Consider the following 18,728-nt stretch of genomic DNA (forward strand, 5'->3'; position numbering starts at 1 on the left):
AGGTAACGCGACCCTCCCCTTTTTTTGCCGCGCGACGCCGTTATCGCGGTTCGAACACGTGATGCAGCGCCGGCGGCGTCCCGCCGTCGCGGATCGTCATCTCGAACGCCTTGCGCGCGACGCTCGACGGCCGCACGTCGGCCGCGTCCAGGTAGAACTGCGAATACCAGTCGCGCATCTGGTACAGCGGCCCGTCGCCTTCGCACAGCAGCGGGTTGTCGATGCGCGTCTTGCTGTGCCAGATGTCGACGTCCTCGTAGAACGCGCGCTGCGCTTCCTTCACGTACGCGTTCGCGATCTCCATGTTCTGCTCGTCGCTGAGCCCGGCCACCTTCTTCACGATCACGCCGTAGCGCAGCTCGAAGCTGTTCATGTCGATCGGCACGTGGCAGTTCAGCAGCACCGAATGGATCGGCTGCCCGTTGCTCTGCCCCGTCATCTGCGTGATGTGCACGGCCGGCCCGAAATACGTCGACAGCGCGGTCAGGCTGTCGCCGCCAAGCTTCTCGCTGCGCCCGACCATCAGCTGCGTCGCCTTGTGATCCTCGAACAGGTTCGCGAAATAGTCGATCGGCGCGTGGTGCACGGTCGCGAAATGCGCAACATCCGAGATGTTGTCGACCAGTTCGCGGCAGTTGGCCTGGATGACCATCTTGTCGACGACCCAGTCCGACCATGCGTCGGAAAAGCACACGTCGAGGCGCGGAATCGCGACTTCCGGCGGCGGCGCGTTGCCTTCCGGGTCGTTCCACACGAACAGCAGGTTGTTCTCCTCGCAGGCCGGCCACGCGCCGATGCGCGCCTTCGGCGGGATCCGCTTGCAGTACGGGATCGACGCGCACTGCCCTTCGCCGCTCCACGCCCAGCCGTGGAACGGGCAGACGAGGTTGTCGCCATCGACCGTGCCGAGGCTCAGGTCGGCGCCCATGTGCGGGCAGTAGGCGTCGACGACGTTGATCTTGCCGGTCGAATCGGCGAACGCGGCGAGCTTGCGGCCGAAGATGTTCAGCGTGTGCGGCTTGCCGTCCTTGTAGTCGCGGGCGAGCCCGAGGCAGTGCCAGCCGCGCGCATAGCGCTGCGCGAGCGGCTGGGCTTCGATCTTGTAGGGGCGTGCGGACATGTGGGTTGACTCCTCTGTGGGGAACGCGCGGCGGCCCGCCGCGCACCGGGGTTGGGTGGAGGTCGGTCGCTCAGCGCACCGGATTGCCGGATTCGAGCGCGCGTGTCGGCTTGAGCGGGGCGGTCGGCGCGGCCTGCGGCGACTGCGGCTGCGGCTGCGGCTCGCGCGACACGCGGCGCTCGGCGCGCTCGACGCCGAGCCATGCGGCCAGTGCGGGCAGCAGGAATACGGCGCCGAACAGGTTCACGAGGAACATGAACGCGAGCAGCACGCCCATGTCGACCTGGAACTTCAGCGCGGAGAACGCCCACGTGCCGACGCCGATGAACATCGTGACGGCCGTGAACAGCGCCGCGGTGCCGCGCTGGCGCATCGCTTCGGCGAACGCGTCGGGCAACGTCGCACCGTGGCGGATGTCGTGCTGCAGGCGCTCGTACAGGTAGATCCCGTAGTCGACGCCGACCCCGACGCCGAGCGTGATCACCGGCAGCGTCGCGACCTTCAGCCCGATGCCGAGCCGCGCCATCACCGCGTTGCACAGGATCGACACCAGCGTGAGCGGCACGACGATGCACAGCACCGCGCGCCACGAGCGGAACGTGACCGCGCAGAGCAGCGCGATCGCGCCGAAGATCGACAGCAGCATCGCGATCTCCGCGTCGCCGACCGCCTCGTTGGTCGCGGCCATCACGCCGACGTTGCCGCCCGCGAGCCGGAACGCGACGTTCGGCGTCGGGTTGTCGGCTGCGTAGCGCTTGATCTCGTCGACGATGTGCGCGATGGTCGTGCCTTCGTGGTTCTTCGTGTAGATCAGCACCTGGATCGCCTTGCAGTTCGCCGTGTTCATCCCGTTGTCGGGATCGAACGCGTTGGAACCCTGCGTGAGCCCGTCGCTGGAGCGCGGCAGCGCGGCCCAGCGCGGGTTGCCTTCGTTGAACGCGGCGATGAACACCTTGCCCTGCGACGCGACGCTCGTCACCGACTGCACGCCGGCCACGCCGCGCATGTTCATCTCGAACCGTTCGATCGCGCTCATCACGGGGTAATGCAGGCACGCGTCGTCGAAGCCGGTCGTCTCGACGATCACCGACAGTACGTCGACGCCGATGTTGTACTGGTGCGTGATCGCCGCGTTGTCGACGTTGTAGCGCGAGTTCGCGCGCAGCTCCGGCGCGCCGGTGCCGATATCGCCGATCTCCAGCTTGCGCGATTCGAGCGCGCCGTACGCGAGCAGCGCGAGCGCCACGGCAAACACGCCGAGCGCCGGCACAGGGCGCGCGAACAGCGCGAAGCGCGACCACAGCGGGCTGCCGCCGGCCGCCGCCGTGCGCTGCGCACGGGCCAGCGTGCCGCGTTCGAGGCGCGTGTACGACAGCAGGATCGGCAGGAACACCTTGTTGGTGACGATCATCAGCAGCACGCCGAGGCACGCGGTGATGCCGAGCTCGCGCACGATGTCGATCCTGATCCGCATGATCACCATGAAGCCGAGCGCGTTGGTCAGCAGCGCGACCGTGCCCGGCACGAACAGCTTGCGGAACGCGTCGCGCGCGGCCTCGGCCGACGACGCGCCGCGCACCAGCGCCTGCTTCCACGCATTGGTCATCTGCACCGCGTGCGACACGCCGATCGAGAAGATCAGGAACGGCACGAGGATCGACATCGGGTCGATGCCGAGCCCGAGCACCGGCAGCGCGCCGAGCAGCCAGACGACCGGCAGCAGCGCGACGATCAGCGCGAGCACGGTCGTCTTCAGCGAGCGCGTATAGGCGAACAGCAGCGCGGCCGTCACGAGGAACGCCAGCGCGAAGAACGCCATCACGCCGGCGATTCCCGCCTCGACGTCGCCCACCAGCTTCGCGAAGCCGATGATGTTCACGTCGATGCCCTGCTTCGCATACCGCGCGCGGATTTCCTCGAGCTGACGCGCGACCGCGCTGTAGTCGAGCCGCTTGCCGGTGGCCGGATCGGTCTCGCGCAGCTCCGCGCGGATCAGCGCCGACTTCAGGTCGTTGCCGACGAGCCGGCCGATCTGCCCGGAGCGCGCGACGTTGCGGCGCACCTTCGCGAGATCGTCCGGGTTCGCGCTCGAGAACTGGCCGGGCACGACCACGTCGCCGCGAAAGCCGGCTTCGGTCACCTCGGTGTAGTGGACGTTCGGCGTGAACAGCGAGAACACGCGCGAGCGGTTCACGCCGGGGATGAAGAACACGTCGTCGGTCGCGCGGCGCAGCGCGTCCATGAACGTCTGGTTGTAAATGTCGCCGTCGCCCTTCCAGCGCAGGCTGACCAGGATCGTGTTCGCGCCGGGAAACGCGCCCGCGTAGCGCTCGAACACCTGCATGTACGGATGCTGCATCGGGATCATCTTGTTGAAGCCCGGATCGAGCTTCAGGCGCGTCGCGGACAGGCCGAGCGCGAGCGTCGCCGCGACGCACAGCAGCATCAGCAGCCGGCGCCGCCGGATGATCGTGTCGGCGCAGCGCTCGACGAACGCGGCAAGGCGCGACGCGGGAACGGCTTCAGTGGGACGTGACAGGTCGTTCATGGATTTCTCGTGTCGGAACGGACGGGACGGACGATGGGGGTCGGCGCGGCGAGGCGAACGCGGCGGCACGCGCCGCCGCCGCGCATCAGGACGGCGACGCGGCGAGCGGCGCGACGCCGGCCTCGCCGCCGAGCAGCAGTGCGCCGCGGCCCATGTCGAGCACGGCCGCGAGGCTCTGCACGCCGCCGAGCTTGCGCACGTCGAAGGTCAGGCCACCGTCGCGCGACGCGACGATCGCCCCGCCCTGGCCGACCAGCACGAGTTCGCCGTCGGCAAGCTGGGTCGCGCCGAAGTACGACACCGGCACATGGCTGTCGACGTGCGTCCAGGTCGCGCCGCGATCGGTGCTGCGCAGCACGTTGCCGCGCATCCCGTACGCGACCCAGTCGCCGTTCGCGAGCATCAGCGCGCCGAACAGTGAGCCTTGGTACGGCGACGGCAGCTTGTCCCAGGTCGCGCCGTTGTCGGTCGAGCGCAGCAGCGTGCCGCTCTCGCCCGCGATCAGCAGGCTGCCGTGACCGTCGCCGACGATCGCGTTCAGGTGGCGGTCGCCCGCCGGTGTCTTCAGCGGCTGCCACGTGAGTCCCGCATCGTCCGAGCGCAGCAACTGGCCGAAACTGCCGGCCACGAACAGCGGGCCGTTCGCGCTCCCCCACACGGACAGCAGCGGATCGGAATGCGTCGGGTCCAGGCGGACCTCGCGCCAGTGCCCACCGGCGTCATCGCTGCGCACGATCCGGCCGTCGTGGCCGACCGCGATCCCGAGCGTTGGCGTGACGAAGCTCACCTGGGTGAGCGTCGAGCCGCGGTCGGGCGTCACCGATGCCGGCCGCCAATGGCCGCCCGCATCGTCGCTCGACAGGATCACGCCGCGCTCGCCGACCGCGACGATGCGCGTGCCGGCGCGGGCGAGCCCGTTGATCTGCAGGCGATCCGCATGAATCGCGGTGAGCGGGAACGCCGGCAGCGGGCGCGGCGAAAACGCGAACAGCGCGGCGCCGAGCACGAGCGCCGACATCGCGAGTCCTGGCAAAGTTCGTTTCATCGCTTGTCTCCTGTGTCTGCGTGCGGCGGCGGTGCGCACCGAAGCGCCCACCACCGTCGCCTGCAAGTCCGCGGGCCGTCGGTCGTTGCCGCGGCCTCGCATGGTCCTGAACGGATTGCCGTGCTCGACGCACGGCCCATCCGCGTGCCGCTATGCGCCGACTTCGAACAGCGCGGCGGCACCCATCCCGCCGCCGATGCACATCGTCACGACCGCATGCCGCACGCCACGGCGCGCGCCTTCGAGCAGCGCGTGCATCGTCATCCGCGTGCCCGACATCCCGAACGGATGGCCGAGCGCGATCGCGCCGCCGTCGACGTTCAGCCGCTCGTCGGGGATACCCAGCGTGTCGCGGCAATACAGCGCCTGGCACGCGAACGCCTCGTTCAGCTCCCACAACCCGACGTCGCGCACGGTCATCCCGAAGCGCTCCAGTAGCCTCGGGATCGCGAACACCGGGCCGATGCCCATCTCGTCCGGCTCGCAGCCGGCCACCGCGAGGCCGCGGAACGTGCCGAGCGGCGCCAGCCCGCGGCGCAGCGCTTCGGCACGCGACATCACGACGACGGCCGCCGCGCCGTCCGACAGCTGCGACGCGTTGCCGGCCGTCACGAACTCGCCCTGCTCGACCACCTTGCCGCCGCTCCACGACGGCTTGAGCCCGGCGAGCCGTTCGGCCGTCGTATCGGCCCGCACGCCTTCGTCGCGCGCCGCGCGCACGTCCTCGTGGCCCGTCGGGTTGCCTTCCTTGTCGAACAACGCGCGCCGCACGTCGAGCGGCGCGATTTCCACGTCGAAGCGGCCGGCCGCCTGCGCGTCGGCCGTGCGCTGGTGGCTCTGCAGCGCGAATTCGTCCTGCGCCGCGCGCGAGATCCCGTAGCGGCGCGACACGATCTCGGCGGTTTCCATCATCGCCATGTACGCGGCCGGCTGGTGGTCGAGCACGGCCTGCGAACGCGCGCGGTAGCCGTTCTTGTGCTTGTTCTGCGTGAGCGAGATCGACTCGACGCCGCCCGCGACGACGATCCGTGCGTCGCCTGCGCCAATGCTGCGCGCGGCGCTCGCGATCGACATCAGGCCCGACGAGCACATCCGGTCGATCGCCATGCCGGGCACCGACGCCGGCAGACCGGCCGCCGCGGCCGACAGGCGGCCGATGTTGTAACCCTGCGTGCCCTGCTGCGCGGCGCAACCGATCAGCACGTCGTCGACGTCGGCCGGCGCGACGCCCGCGCGTTCGAGCGCGGTGCGCACGACGTGGCCGCCCAGCGCGGGCGCCTCGGTGTCGTTGAACATGCCGCGAAACGCCTTGCCGATCGGCGTGCGTGCGACGGAAACGATGACTGCGTCTTCCATGTGTCTGGCTCTCTGAATCTAGAAGGTGTAACGGCTGATCGTATCGGCCACACAACCGGGCTTGGCTTCGCCTTCGATCTCGACGGTCACGCGGATCCACGCCTGCACGCCGCCGTCGAGCGGCTCGACGCGCAGCAGCTCGCCGACGCCCCGCACGCGTGCGCCGACCTTCACCGGCGCCGGGAAGCGGATCCTGTCGCAGCCGTAGTTGACGCCGAGCCGCGCGCCGTCGATCCGCACGATCTGCGGCAGGAAATGGTTGACGAGCGACAGCGTCAGGTAGCCGTGCGCGATGCACGCGCCGAACGGGCCGTCCTTCGCGCGCACCGGGTCGACGTGCACCCACTGGTAATCGCCCGTCGCATCGGCGAAGCCGTCGATGCGGCGCTGGTCGATCGCGAGCCACGCGCTCGCGCCGAGCGTGTCGCCGACGGCCGCCGCGAGTTCGCCGGGATGCGCGAATACGCGGGGCGTCGCGCGCACGGAGTCGAGGGTCGTGTCCATCATGCGTGCTGGCTGCTGACCGACAGCACTTCGCCCGTCATGTACGACGCGTAATCGCTTGCAAGGAACACCATCACGTTCGCGACCTCCCAGACTTCGGCGGCGCGCCCGAAGGCTTCGCGCGACGCCAGTTGATTCAGCAAGTCGGCCGGGGCCGACTTCTTCAGAAAATCGTGCATCGCGATGCTCGGCGCGACCGCGTTGATGCGCACGCCATACGGCGACGCCTCGAGCGCCGCGCAGCGCGTGAGCGCCATCACGCCCGCCTTCGCCGCCGCGTAGTGCGCCTGTTCCGCCTGCGCACGCCAGCCGAGCACCGATGCGTTGTTGACGATCGCGCCGCGGCCGCGGGCCTGCATGTGCGGCAGCATCGCGCGCGTCATCCGGAACGTCCCGGTCAAGCTAATGTCGATCACCCGCGACCATTCGGCATCGTCCATTTCGACGATGCGTTTCGCCCCGCCGAGCCCGGCGTTGTTGATCAGGACGTCGACGCCGTCGAGTTTGTCCTCGGCGTCCGCGACGAGGGCCTGCACGTCGTCCTCGACCGCGACGTTGCACAGGCGGCCGTGGATCTGCTGCAGCCCGGTTTCGGCGCGCAGCGTTTGCACGGCCTGTTCGAGGCGCTTCTCGTGGATGTCGGAGATGAACAGTGCGCGGCAGCCTTCCTCCGCGCAGCGGCGCGCGGCCGCGAAGCCGATGCCCGCGCCGGCGGCGGCCGTGATCAGCACCGATTTGCCGGCGAGCAGCTGGTGACCCGGCACGTAGGCCGGCGCTTTCTGGATCTGGAGTTCGGTCATGCTCGCGGTTCCCTTGGCATGCCGAGCCCGCGCTCGGCCATGATGTTCAGCTGGATTTCGTTGGTGCCGGCGTAGATCGTGTCCGCACGGGAGAACAGGAATACGCGCTGCAGATGGGTGAGCCTTTCGTCGGCCGGATCGATCACGTTCGCGCGGGGCCCGAGCGCATCCATCGCGAGCTGGCCGAGGTCGCGGTGCCAGTTCGACCAGTAGTACTTGTAGATCAGCGCCTCGCGGCGCAGCGGTGCGGCGGCGCCGCCGTTCGCGTTGTCCGCGCCCGACAGCATCCGCAGCGCGTTGTAGCGCATCACGCGCAGCCCGGCCCATGCGCGGCCGATCCGCTGACGCAGCACCGGGTCGCGATCGGCGCCCGATTCGCGCGCGGCGTCGATCACCCATTCGAGCTCGCGGACGAACTGCATCTGCTGGCCGAGTGTCGACATCCCCCGCTCGAAACCGAGCAGCGTCATCGCGATGCGCCAGCCGTCGCCCGGCGCGCCGACGAGGTCGCGTGCTGCCGCACGCGCGCCGTCGAAGAACACTTCGTTGAATTCGGCGCCGCCGTTGAGCTGCCGGATCGGCCGGATCTCGATACCCGGCTGGTCGAGCGGCATCAGCAGGAACGACAGCCCCTTGTTGCCCTTCGATGCCGGATCGGTGCGCGCGAGCACGAAGATCCAGTCGGAATCGTGCGCGAGCGACGTCCACACCTTCTGGCCGTGCACGCGCCACGTGCCGTCCGCATCCGGTTCGGCGCGCGTGCGCACGTTCGCGAGATCGGAACCGGCGCCCGGTTCCGAGTAGCCCTGGCACCAGAACTGCGTGCCGGCGAGAATCCCCGGCAGGAAACGTGCGCGCTGGTCGTCGGTGCCGCATGCGACGAGCGTCGGCCCGAGCAGCCCTTCGCCGATATGGCCCATCCGGCCGGGGCCACCGGCGCGCGCGTATTCCTCGTGGAAGATCACCTGGTCGGCCACCGTGAAGCCGCGGCCGCCCGCATCGGTCGGCCAGCCGAGGCCGGTCCAGCCGCCCTGCGCCAGTTCCCGCTCCCACGCCTTGCGCAGCTCGGGAAACGCTTCCTCGTCGCCGGGGCCGCCGCGGTTTTTCAAGCATGCGAACTCGCCGGCCAGGTGCGACTGCACCCAGTCGGCGACTTCGTGCCGCAATTGCTGTTCGTGCGTTTCGCTGTTCATTGGAGCACTCCGGCGCGCGCGGCGGACGGACGCATTGCCACCGACGCCCGCGACGACGCGAGCGACTCGTCGCGCCGCGACGTGCCGCCGTCGATCGCATGGCGTGCGATCCATTCGAGCAGTTGCGGCGTCGTGCCGAACTGCGCGCCCGACGCCTGCGCGCGCTTGAAATAGAGATGCGGGTCGTATTCCCACGTGAAGCCGACGCCGCCGTGCAGCTGGATCGCTTCCTGTGCACAGAACGCGGCCGCGTCGTTCGCGGCGGCCTTCGCGGCCGCGACGTCGGCGCGCAGCGCAGCGCCGGGCGTGCCGCTGCCGGCTTCCGCGTCCCATGCGTGCGCCGCGCCGAGCACGGCCGAGCGCGCGGATTCGATCAGCACCATCATCTGCGCGCAACGATGCTTGACCGCCTGGAACGACGCGATCGCACGGCCGAACTGCACGCGCTGGCCGGTGTAGTCGAGCGTCAGGTCGAGGCATTGCTGGGCGCCGCCAAGCTGCTCGGCGGCCAGCGCGAGCGCCGCGAACCATCCGGCGCGCTCGAGCACCTCGGCGGCAACGGCGCCGCCGGCGAACAGTGCGTCGCGATTCGCGCGGGTTTCGTCGAGGACGATGCGCGCGATCGGCCGCGTCGCGTCGAGCGTGTCGTGCGGCGTGACGCTCAGGCCGGCCGCCGTCGCGACATCGATCGCGAACAGCCCGATGGCCTGCCCTTCGTTCGCGATCCGTGCGGGGATCAGCAGCAGGTCGGCGCGCGCGCCGTCGATCACCTGTTCGATCGTGCCGGACAGCGCATAGCCGCCCGCCGCTTCTTCCGCGACGACCGGCAGTTGCCCGATGCCGGCCGGAAGCGCGAACGGCAATGCCAGCGTCGCGCTGCACGCGCCTTCGGCGATCTTCGCGAGCCAGCCGGTTGCCAGTGGCGTGTCGCAGCCGGCCAGCGCGGTCGCCGCCAGGCACGCGGTCGAGAAATACGGCACGCATGCGACGCGCCGGCCGAGCTGTTCCATCAGCAGCGTCTGTTCGACCGCGCCGAGCCCCATTCCGCCCGCCGCTTCCGGCAGCGCGAGCGCGTTCCAGCCGAGCTCGCCCGCGAGCGCGGCCCACAGCGCGTCGTCGCGGCCGGCCGACTGCTCGAGCGCGCGGCGTACGTCGGCGGACGCGCAGCGCTCGGCGAGCACGTCGGCCGCCGCGTCGCGGATCATCGCCTGTTCGTCGGTGAGCGCCAGATCCATCGCTCAGCTCCCGTACACGCGCTGCGTGGGGCGCGCATCGGCGAGCAGCCGCGCGACCGCCGCGCCGATCTCGGCCGGCACCCAGCGCGCGCCGCGATCGACACTCGGGCCGGTGCGCCAGCCTTCGGCGACCGCGATCATCCCGCCCGCGACCTCGAACACCTGGCCCGTCACGTCGGCCGACAGCGCGCTGCCGAGCCACACGACGAGCGGCGCGACGTTGGCCGGATCGAAATAGTCGAAGCCGCCGTCCGCGGGCTTCTTCATCATGTCGGCGAACACGCCTTCGGTCATCGACGTGCGCGCGGCCGGCGCGAGCGCGTTCACGCGCACGCCGTAGCGCTGCAGCTCGACCGCCTGCATCAGCGTGAGCGCCGCGATACCGGCCTTCGCGACGCCGTAGTTCGACTGGCCGATCGACCCTTGCAGCCCGGCGCCGGAGCTCGTATTGACGATCCGCGCGTCGACCGGATGGCCGGCCTTCGCGGCGTCGCGCCACACGCGCGCCAGCACGCTCGACAGGCAGAAGTGGCCGCGCAGATGCACGCGCATCACGTCGTCCCAGTCGGTTTCGGTCATGCTGGTGAACATCTTGTCGCGGCAGATGCCCGCGTTATTGACCAGCACGTGGACGTCGCCGAACGCGTCGCGCGCGGCGTCGACGATCCGCTGCGCGGTGTCGACCTGCGTGATGTCGTCCGCATTCGCGAGCGCGCGGCCGCCGTGTCGCGAAATCTCGTCGCACACAGCCTGCGCGGCCTCGCGCCGGATGTCGTTGACGACGACCGCCGCGCCTTCGGCCGCGAACGCGAGCGCGTATTCGCGACCGAGGCCGCCGCCCGCGCCGGTGATGATGACGGTGCGTCCGTGACAGATTCCCATGCTTGTGCCTCCTGGATCGTGAGATCGTGAAAGTGACGCGCTCACAGGCGCTCGATGATCGTGACGTTCGCGAGACCGCCGCCTTCGCACATCGTCTGCAGCCCGTAGCGGCCGCCGGTGCGCTCGAGTTCGTGCAGCAGCGTCGTCATCAGCCGTGCGCCGGTCGCGCCGAGCGGATGGCCGAGCGCGATCCCGCCGCCGTTCGGGTTGGTCTTTTCGTGCGGGAAGCGCGTGTCGGCCAGCCACGCCTGCGCGACCGACGCGAACGCCTCGTTCATCTCGACGACGTCGATCCGCGACCAGTCGAGCCCGCTCTTCTCCAACGCGGCCTGGGTCGCCGGAATCGGCGCGGTGAGCATCCACAGCGGATCGTCGCCGAGCACGCTCAGGTGATGAATCCGCGCGCGCGGCGTGAGGCCGTAGCGCTTCAGCGCATCCTCCGACACGATCAGGAGCGCCGCGGCCGCATCGCACGTCTGGCTCGCGACGGCGGCGGTCAACGAGCCGCCCGGCATCAGCGGCTCGAGCGTCGCCATCTTTGCCAGCGACGTGTCGGGGCGCGGCGTCTCGTCGTGGAGCACGCCTTCGAGCGGCACGATTTCCCGCTTGAAATGGCCGGCCTCGATCGCGGCGAGCGCGCGGCGGTGGCTTTCCAGCGCATAGCGCTCCATCGCGTCGCGCGACAGGTTCCAGTGGTCGGCGATCCGCTGCGCGGCGACGAACTGCGACACCGGCGCATCGCCGAAGCGCGCGCGCCAGCCGGTGCTGCCGGAGAACGGATCGTTGAAACCGAGCGGCGCCGCGCTCGTCATCGCGGACGAGATCGGGATCTGCGTCATCGTCTGCACGCCACCCGCGACCACGACGTCCTGCACGCCGCTCATCACCGCCTGCGCGGCGAAGTGCACGGCCTGCTGCGACGAGCCGCACTGGCGGTCGACGGTCACGCCCGGCACCCGCAGCGGCAGCCCGGCCGCGAGCCAGCAGGTGCGTGCGATGTTGCCGGCGAGCGGGCCGATCGTGTCGACGCAGCCGAACACCACGTCGTCGTATTCGTCGGCCGGAATCGCATTGCGTTCGACGATCGTCTTCAGCACGAAGCCGCCGAGGTCCGCCGCATGCACGTGCGCGAGCCCGCCCTTGCGGCGGCCGGTCGGCGTGCGCAGCGCGTCGACGATATAGGCTTGTTTCATCAGTGGGTTTCCTCGAAATCGAAGGTCTGCGCGGGGCCGATCGGCAATGCGTCGCCGAGGATCGCGTCGGCCACGCGGGCCTTGTGGAACGCGCTGTCGCCCCAGCTGCCGGAGAGCGCCCAGATACGCTTCATGAAGATCTGCAGGTCGAGCTCCCACGTGTAGCCGATCGCGCCGTGCACCTGCATCGTGTGGCGTGCGGCCAGTTGCGCGGCGGCGGTGGCCGCGAGCTTCGCGTGCGACACGAGCACCGCGCGCTGCGGATGATCGTCGGCGATCGCCTGCGCGGCGCGCGCGAGCACCGGCCGCGCGAACTCGTAGCGGATCGCGACGTCGGCGAGCAGGTGCTTGAGCGCCTGGTACGAACCGATTGCCTTGCCGAACTGCTTGCGCTGCGCGCTGTAGTCGATCGCGACGTCGAGCACGCGCTGCGTGAGGCCGAGCAGCTGCGCGGCGACCGCGAACGCGCCGTGGTCGAGCGCGCGGTTCAGCAGCGGCGCGGCTTCATCGGCGCTCGCGATGCACGTGGCGGCCGACGGCTCCCAGTCGAGCGTGAACAGGCGCCGCGACGGGTCGACGCTGTCGACCGCGCGCCATGCGCACCGCGCGGGATCGACGCGGTGCAGCTCGCCGCGGTGTTCGCACAACAGTACTTGCGCGACGTGCACGTCGGCCGCATACGGGTTCACCGGATGCACGAGCGCGACACGCGCACGCCCTTCGGCGATGTCGCGCAGCAGCGCGTCGCGCCAGCCGCCGGCGGGCAGCCGCGCGAGCACGCCGGCCGACACGAGCGCCGTGTCGAGCAGCGGCTCCGGGCTGCCGAAATAACCGTAGGTCTGCGCGAGCAGCGCCCATTCCACTTCGGTCAGGCCGAGGCCGCCGTACGCTTCGGGCACCGACACCGCGGTCAGTCCCTGCGACGCGAACAGCGACCACAGCGCGTCGGAGCGGCCGGTCGGCGTGGCCCACAGCTCGCGGATCAGCTCCGGGGTCATCTCGGTCATCAGCAGGCGCTTCACGCTGTCCGCGAGCGCTTCCTGGTCTTCATCGAATACGAAATCCATACGATGTCCGTTCAGTGAGGAGTCGCCGGCGCGCTCACGCGCGCGGCATGCCGAGCATCCGTTCGGCGACGATGTTGCGCTGGATCTCGTTGGTGCCCGCGTAGATCGGGCCGGCCTGCGCGAACAGGAAGCCGTCGAGCCAGTGGCCGAGCGCCGCGTGCTGCGCGGCCGTCTGCGGGACGACCTCGCCGTGCGCGCCAAGGATGTCGAGCGCGGTCTGGTGCATCCGCAGGTCGAGCTCCGACCAGAACACCTTGTTGGTGCTCGATTCCGCGCCGATATGGCCGCCTTTCAGCAGCCGGCTCGCGGTCGCATAGGTCGACAGCGCGTATGCCTGCGCATCCATCCAGGCCTGCACCACGCGTTCGCGCAGCGTCGGGTCGCGGTCCGCGCTGTCGCGGTGCGCGAGATACAGGTCGCGCAGCGCCTGCGCGGTGCGCTGGAACCGCGCGGGCGAACGCAGCATCAGCCCGCGCTCGAAGCCGGCCGTCGCCATCGCGACCTGCCACCCCGCGCCTTCGGCCGCGAGGCGGTTCGCGACCGGCACGCGCACGTCGTCGAAGAAGATTTCCGCGAAGCCCGTCTGCCCGTTCAGCTGGCGGATCGGCCGCACCGTGATGCCCGGCGTCGACAGCGGCACCATCAGGAACGTGAGTCCGTGGTGACGCGACGATTCGGGATCGCTGCGGAACAGCCCGAACAGCCAGTCGGCCCACACCGCGCGGGTCGACCAGATCTTCTGGCCGTTGAGCACGTAGTCGTCGCCGATGCGGATCGCCGTCGTGCGGATCGCGGCCATGTCCGAGCCCGCGTTCGGCTCCGACCAGCCCTGCGCCCACACGTGCTCGCCCGCCGCCATCGCGGGCAGGAAGCGCGCCTTCTGCGCGTCGGTGCCGAAATCCATCAGCGTCGGGCCGAGCAGGAAGATGCCGTTCTGGTTCACGCGCATCGGTGCGTCGGCACGCCAGTACTCTTCCTCGAAGATCAGCCACTCGATCAGGTCGCAGCCGCGCCCGCCGAGTTCGCGCGGCCATGTGACCATGCTCCAGCGGCCCGAGTGCAACGTGCGCTCCCATTCGCGGTGCGCGGCGAACCCTTCCTCGGTGTCGAAGCTCGGCAGTCGCTCGCGCGGCACGTGCGCGGCGAGCCATTCGCGGATTTCCGCGCGAAACGCCTGCTGTTGCGGCGTATAGGTCAGGTTCATGCGCGTGCCTCCGCGGCCCGTGCGTCGAACCGCGCGTCGCGCTTCTCGACGAACGCGGCACGCGCTTCCATCGAGTCGTTCGTCATGTACGCCTGCAGGGTGAAGCCCTGCTCCCAGCGGTATTTGTCCTCGAGATCGCCGTCCTCGACGCCGTTCAGCGCCTCCTTCGCGAGCCGCACCATCGCCGGGCTCTTCGCCGCGATCTTGCCGGCGATCGCGAGTGCCGCGTCGCGCAGCGCGTCGCGCGTGACGACCTGCTCGACGGCGCCGAGCCGGTACGCTTCGGCCGCGTCGATCATCTCGCCCGTGAAGTACATCGCGCGCACCTTCTGCACGCCGAACAGCCGCTGCAGGTGCGCGCCGCCGCCCATCGCGCCGCGATCGATCTCGGGCACGCCGAAGCGCGCGCAATCGGCCGCGACGACGATGTCCGCCGCACCGCAGATGCCGATGCCGCCGCCGAGCACGAAACCGTGCACGGCCGCGATCACCGGTTTCGGGTTGCGGTGCACCGCGCGAAACGTCTCGTAGTTGCCGGCGTTGACCGACACGATCCGCCCCGGATGCGCGGCCAGCTCCTTGATATCGACGCCCGCGCAGAAGCCGCGGCCCTCGCCGCGCACGACGATCACGCGCACGTCGTCGTCCTCGCCGAGCGCGTCGAGCGCACGCGCGAGCGCATGCCAGCCCTGCGCATCGAGCGCGTTCACGGGCGGATGGGCGATCACCAGTTCGGCGATGCCGTCGGCGCGCTCGATCCGGAACGGCGTCGCGCCGCCCGGTTGATTGGGTGTTGTCATATCCAAAGCCTCCCTGTGATGTTTTTCACGCAGCCTGTGCCGGTGCCACTGACGCTGCGCGCAACGCGGCCAGCGCGTCCAGCCGCTCACCGGCTTCCGCGACGATCCGCGCGATCAGCGCGTCGCACGATTCGATCGCGCCGATCATCGCGGCCGCCTGGCCGCTCGGCAGCACGCCTTCGTCGGGACGTCCGTCGACGATCGCGCGCTGGATCAGGAACGGCGCGTTCGCCGCCATCAGCGTCTGGCTCGCCGTGTAGTCGTGCGAGCGCAGCGCCTTGATCGCGAGGCCCAGCATGTCGGTCGTGCGCAGCCCGTTCTGGCGGCGCCACGCCTCGGCCGTCTTCAGCGCGAACAGCGTGCGGCGCAGCGGGCCGAAGCGTTCGAGCTTCAGCAGATACGGGTTGTCGATCATCCGTTGCGGCAGCCCGTCGAGCGCGTCCGACACGCGGATCCGCGCCGGGTCGCCGACCGCGACGTAGCGGTCGAGCGTCGCGCGCGGCACCGGCGATTCGGCGCTCATCAGGAAGCGCGTGCCCATCGCGATGCCGGCCGCGCCATATGCGAGCGCCGCAGCCAGCCCGCGCCCGTCGAAGAAGCCGCCGGCCGCGACGACCGGCACCCGCACCGCGTCGAGCACCTTCGGCAGCAGCAGCGTGGTCGGCACCGAGCCCGTGTGGCCGCCGCCTTCCGCGCCCTGCACCGTCACGATGTCCGCGCCGAGCTCGACCGCCTTCGCCGCATGCTTCGGCGCGCCGACGGTCGGCATGCAGACGATGCCGGCGTCCTTGAAGCGGCGGATCGTCTTCGCGTCCGGCCCGCGGCCGTAGCTGACCGCCCGCAGCCGGTGCGCGATCGCGAGATCGACCACCTGGGCGGCGTTCTTCTGGAACATGTGGAAGTTGATGCCGAACGGCTGGTCGGTCAGCGACTTCACCTTCAGGATCTCGGCCTCGACCTGCTCGGGTTCGAGCGTCGCGCCGGCCAGGAAGCCGAAGCCGCCCGCGTTGGCGGTCGCCGCGACGAGCCGTGCGTCGGCCACCCAACCCATCGCGGTCTGCACGATCGGGTAGCGGCAGCCGAGCAGGTCGCACAGCGGCGTATGCAGCGGGCCATGAAGCGGGCCATGAAGCAGCGTGCTCATGCGGCGGCTCCGTTGACGGCGGCCGGTGCGGCGTCGGCCTGCCCTTCGTCGCCCGGCGGCTCCGGCTTGCGCTGCGAGCTGGCCATCTTGCGTGCGTCGTAGCCGCCGAGGCGGTCGCCGCTGACGAGCTCGTTGTGCGCATGCGCGAAGTGATGCCATGCGAACGCCGCGTCCATCGCCGCGCGCTTGCCCTGCAGTTCCTCCACGTGGTTCAGCGCCTGCTTGGTCAGCGTGAGGCCGAGGCGCGGCATCGTCGCGATCTTCGCGGCGATCGCGTAGGTCGCGTCGCGCAGCCGCTCGCGCGGCACCACGCGGTTGACCATCCCCATCTGGTACGCGCGCTCGGCCGGCATCCGCTCGCCGAGGAACAGGAATTCCTTCGCGATGCGCGGGTTCAGCTCGTACGCATGCGCGAAGTACTCGACACCGGGGATTCCCATCCGCACGACCGGATCCGCGAAGAACGCATCCTCCGACGCGACGATCAGGTCGCACACCCACGCGAGCATCAACCCGCCCGCGATGCACGCGCCGTGCACCATCGCGATGGTCGGCTTCGGCAGGTCGCGCCAGCGCCGGCACATCCCGAGGTACACCTCCTGTTCGCGCGCATAGAGGAATTCGCCGCCTTCCTTGTCCGCGTGGTCGTACCACAGCGACGCGCGGTCGAACGACTCGTGGATGTCGCGGCCCGGCGTGCCGATGTCGTGACCTGCCGAGAAATGCTTGCCGGCGCCCGCGAGCACGATCGCCTTCACCGCGTCGTCGTGCGCCGCGCGCCGGAATGCCGCGTCGAGCGCATACGTCATCTTCGAGTTCTGCGCGTTGTGATACTCGGGACGGTTCATCGTGATCGTCGCGATGCCGTCCTCGACTGCGTAGCCGACGACACCGTCGCCGAACGTCACCTGGGTCGCTTCCATGTCGGACCTCATCCGCGGCGCGGCGCCGGATTGTTGCGCACGATCGTCGCGCGCAGGTTGTGAGGATCGAGCGCACGCACGATGCGCAGGTCTTCCGCGGCCGGCGCGGCCGTCGTGCCGAGTTCCGGATGCGCGAGCAGCGGGAAGCCGGTCGCGTCCTGCACCTCGTCGAAGCTCACGCCGGGATGCAGCGAGCGCACGCGGATCGCGTGGTCGGGCCCGCCGAAATCCATCACGCACAGGTCGGTGACGATGCTGCGCAGGTCGACGAAGGTCTTCATGCCGGGCAGCCGGCGGGCCGGGTTGTAACCGACCGTGCACACCATGTCGACTTCGCCGTCGACGAACGTGCGTTTGCCGTGACCGCTGACGAAAAACGAATTCGCATGGTTCGTCGAGTTGCCGGGGAAGCCGCGTGCGCCGAGCAGTTGCGTCTTCGGCCGCGCGTAGTCGTCGCCGAGCCACGAGATGTTGGCCTGGCCGAAGCGGTCGATCTGCGTCGGCATCACGAGCGCATGGCGGCGGCCGTGCCACAGGCAGTCGAACACGCGTTCGTAGGTCATCCAGCCGCTCGCCTTCACGCGATAGCCGTCGGGACGGGCCCCAAGCGGGATCGGCTCCTCGACGAGATACGCCTCGCCGTCGGTCAGCATCAGCCCGTTGTTGTACGCGAGCCGCGCGAGGCCGGCCGCGAGCCGCGGGCCCGTGCCGATGCCGGTCGCCAGCACTTCGCCGTCGTCGCGCCAGAGTCGCGCGGACGCGACGATCATCAGTTCCGCGAGGGAATGGTCGAGAGATTCGCTCACAGGCGCTCCTTTACAGAATCGGCAACGGCAGCGTCGTCACGTGCGACAGACCGCCGACGCCTTCGAGGTACTGGCGTTCGTCCTGGCCGACCACGTCGCGCAGGTACGCCGCCGTCTTCGCATCGTCTTCCGCGCTCGCGCAGTACGCGCGCAGGTGCGGCAGGTCCCAGCCGTAGTCCGGCCCGCACGACGTCGGATGCGCGCCGCCCGGCGCGTGCACGACACCGGTGACGAGCGAGCGCTCGAACGGGTTGCGGCGCGCGGCGTCGAGGTCGTCGCTCGCGAGCGACGCGTCGACCGTCTCCGCCGACACGTAGCAGCGCTGCGCGGCGCGCGCCATCCACGCGTCGAAGAACGGATCGGGGCCGTCGATGCGCGTGTTGCCCATCCGGTCGGCCGCGTTCGCGTGCAGCAGCGCGACGTCGAGTTCGATCGCCGGCATCGCGAGCAGCGTCTCGCCGTCGTCGTACGGCGACTTCACCGTGCGCAGCTGCGGCGCGTGATCGAGCAGCGCGGTGCCGAGCCCGGCACGCGTCGGCAGGAACGGCAGCCGCGCGGCGGCCGCGCGCAGGCCGAGCTGCAGCATCCCTTCGTCGAGTTCGAGCACGTCGACGCGACCCTGTTCACGCGCGCGGCGGAAATGCGGCTCGAGCGGGATCACGTCGAGCGACACGAAGCCGAACACCGCCTTGCGCACCTTGCCGGCGGCGCACAGCAGGCCGATGTCGGCGCCGCCGTATGCGACGATAGTCAGGTCCTTCAGGTTCGAGCGCGCGATCTCGCGCACCAGCGCCATCGGCTTGCGCCGCGGCCCCCATCCGCCGATACCGATCGTCATGCCGTCGGCGAGTTGCGCGACCACGTCGCGCGCGGACATCGTCTTGTCGAGAGGTTTCATCGTCATCGTG

General features: G+C 70.1%; 17 protein-coding genes. All 17 read right to left on the minus strand.

The genetic code is table 11. The annotated features are described in order from the left end of the window. Positions 1-40 precede the first annotated feature (40 nt). A complete protein-coding gene (locus tag LMA02_RS23825) occupies positions 41-1,120 on the minus strand; it encodes a Rieske 2Fe-2S domain-containing protein (protein ID WP_228907735.1) in 1,080 nt (359 codons plus the stop codon). Positions 1,121-1,190: 70 nt separating this feature from the next. After that, positions 1,191-3,668, minus strand: a complete 2,478-nt coding sequence (locus tag LMA02_RS23830) for an efflux RND transporter permease subunit (RefSeq protein ID WP_228907736.1) — start codon at positions 3,666-3,668, stop codon at positions 1,191-1,193. Between the two features lie 85 nt (positions 3,669-3,753). Further along, entirely contained in the window at positions 3,754-4,713 is a 960-nt protein-coding gene (locus LMA02_RS23835) for a WD40/YVTN/BNR-like repeat-containing protein (protein ID WP_228907737.1), read from the minus strand. A gap of 150 nt (positions 4,714-4,863) precedes the next feature. After that, complete coding sequence (locus tag LMA02_RS23840) at positions 4,864-6,069, minus strand: acetyl-CoA C-acyltransferase (protein ID WP_228907738.1); 1,206 nt, start codon at positions 6,067-6,069, stop codon at positions 4,864-4,866. 18 nt (positions 6,070-6,087) lie between these two features. Next, positions 6,088-6,573: a MaoC family dehydratase gene (locus LMA02_RS23845; protein WP_228909998.1), complete on the minus strand. Its 486-nt coding sequence runs from the start codon at positions 6,571-6,573 to the stop codon at positions 6,088-6,090. Beyond that, positions 6,573-7,373 (minus strand): SDR family oxidoreductase, encoded by an 801-nt coding sequence (locus LMA02_RS23850; RefSeq protein ID WP_228907739.1) that lies wholly within the window; start codon positions 7,371-7,373, stop codon positions 6,573-6,575. The genes LMA02_RS23845 and LMA02_RS23850 overlap by 1 nt, the downstream gene beginning before the upstream one ends. Further along, the gene (locus LMA02_RS23855) at positions 7,370-8,566 is read right to left on the minus strand and encodes an acyl-CoA dehydrogenase family protein (protein WP_228907740.1); all 1,197 of its coding nucleotides are present in this window, start codon (positions 8,564-8,566) and stop codon (positions 7,370-7,372) included. The genes LMA02_RS23850 and LMA02_RS23855 overlap by 4 nt, the downstream gene beginning before the upstream one ends. After that, positions 8,563-9,801 carry an acyl-CoA dehydrogenase family protein gene (locus tag LMA02_RS23860; protein ID WP_228907741.1) on the minus strand — a complete coding sequence of 413 codons (1,239 nt, stop codon included), beginning with the start codon at positions 9,799-9,801 and terminating at the stop codon, positions 8,563-8,565. The genes LMA02_RS23855 and LMA02_RS23860 overlap by 4 nt, the downstream gene beginning before the upstream one ends. Positions 9,802-9,804: 3 nt before the next feature. Continuing rightward, entirely contained in the window at positions 9,805-10,683 is an 879-nt protein-coding gene (locus tag LMA02_RS23865; RefSeq protein WP_228907742.1) for an SDR family oxidoreductase, read from the minus strand. Positions 10,684-10,724: 41 nt separating this feature from the next. Then, positions 10,725-11,876 (minus strand): acetyl-CoA C-acetyltransferase, encoded by a 1,152-nt coding sequence (locus LMA02_RS23870; protein ID WP_228907743.1) that lies wholly within the window; start codon positions 11,874-11,876, stop codon positions 10,725-10,727. Then, positions 11,876-12,943, minus strand: coding sequence for an acyl-CoA dehydrogenase family protein (locus LMA02_RS23875; RefSeq protein WP_228907744.1), 1,068 nt, complete (start codon positions 12,941-12,943; stop codon positions 11,876-11,878). Before LMA02_RS23875 ends, LMA02_RS23870 begins: the two co-directional genes overlap by 1 nt. Positions 12,944-12,977: 34 nt before the next feature. Beyond that, positions 12,978-14,147: an acyl-CoA dehydrogenase family protein gene (locus tag LMA02_RS23880; RefSeq protein ID WP_006753820.1), complete on the minus strand. Its 1,170-nt coding sequence runs from the start codon at positions 14,145-14,147 to the stop codon at positions 12,978-12,980. Continuing rightward, on the minus strand, positions 14,144-14,947 hold the full coding sequence (locus LMA02_RS23885) for an enoyl-CoA hydratase family protein (protein ID WP_228907745.1): 804 nt from the start codon (positions 14,945-14,947) through the stop codon (positions 14,144-14,146). Before LMA02_RS23885 ends, LMA02_RS23880 begins: the two co-directional genes overlap by 4 nt. Before the next feature lie 25 nt (positions 14,948-14,972). Continuing rightward, the gene (locus LMA02_RS23890; RefSeq protein WP_228907746.1) at positions 14,973-16,091 is read right to left on the minus strand and encodes an NAD(P)H-dependent flavin oxidoreductase; all 1,119 of its coding nucleotides are present in this window, start codon (positions 16,089-16,091) and stop codon (positions 14,973-14,975) included. Beyond that, complete coding sequence (locus tag LMA02_RS23895) at positions 16,088-17,014, minus strand: enoyl-CoA hydratase (RefSeq protein WP_228907747.1); 927 nt, start codon at positions 17,012-17,014, stop codon at positions 16,088-16,090. The genes LMA02_RS23890 and LMA02_RS23895 overlap by 4 nt, the downstream gene beginning before the upstream one ends. 8 nt (positions 17,015-17,022) lie before the next feature. Continuing rightward, positions 17,023-17,820, minus strand: coding sequence for a CoA-transferase subunit beta (locus LMA02_RS23900; RefSeq protein ID WP_228907748.1), 798 nt, complete (start codon positions 17,818-17,820; stop codon positions 17,023-17,025). A gap of 10 nt (positions 17,821-17,830) precedes the next feature. After that, the gene (locus tag LMA02_RS23905) at positions 17,831-18,724 is read right to left on the minus strand and encodes a CoA transferase subunit A (protein WP_175672647.1); all 894 of its coding nucleotides are present in this window, start codon (positions 18,722-18,724) and stop codon (positions 17,831-17,833) included. Between the last annotated feature and the right edge of the window lie 4 nt (positions 18,725-18,728).

It is taken from the genome of Burkholderia sp. B21-005, from assembly GCF_020843965.1.
Lineage (GTDB): Bacteria > Pseudomonadota > Gammaproteobacteria > Burkholderiales > Burkholderiaceae > Burkholderia > Burkholderia ambifaria.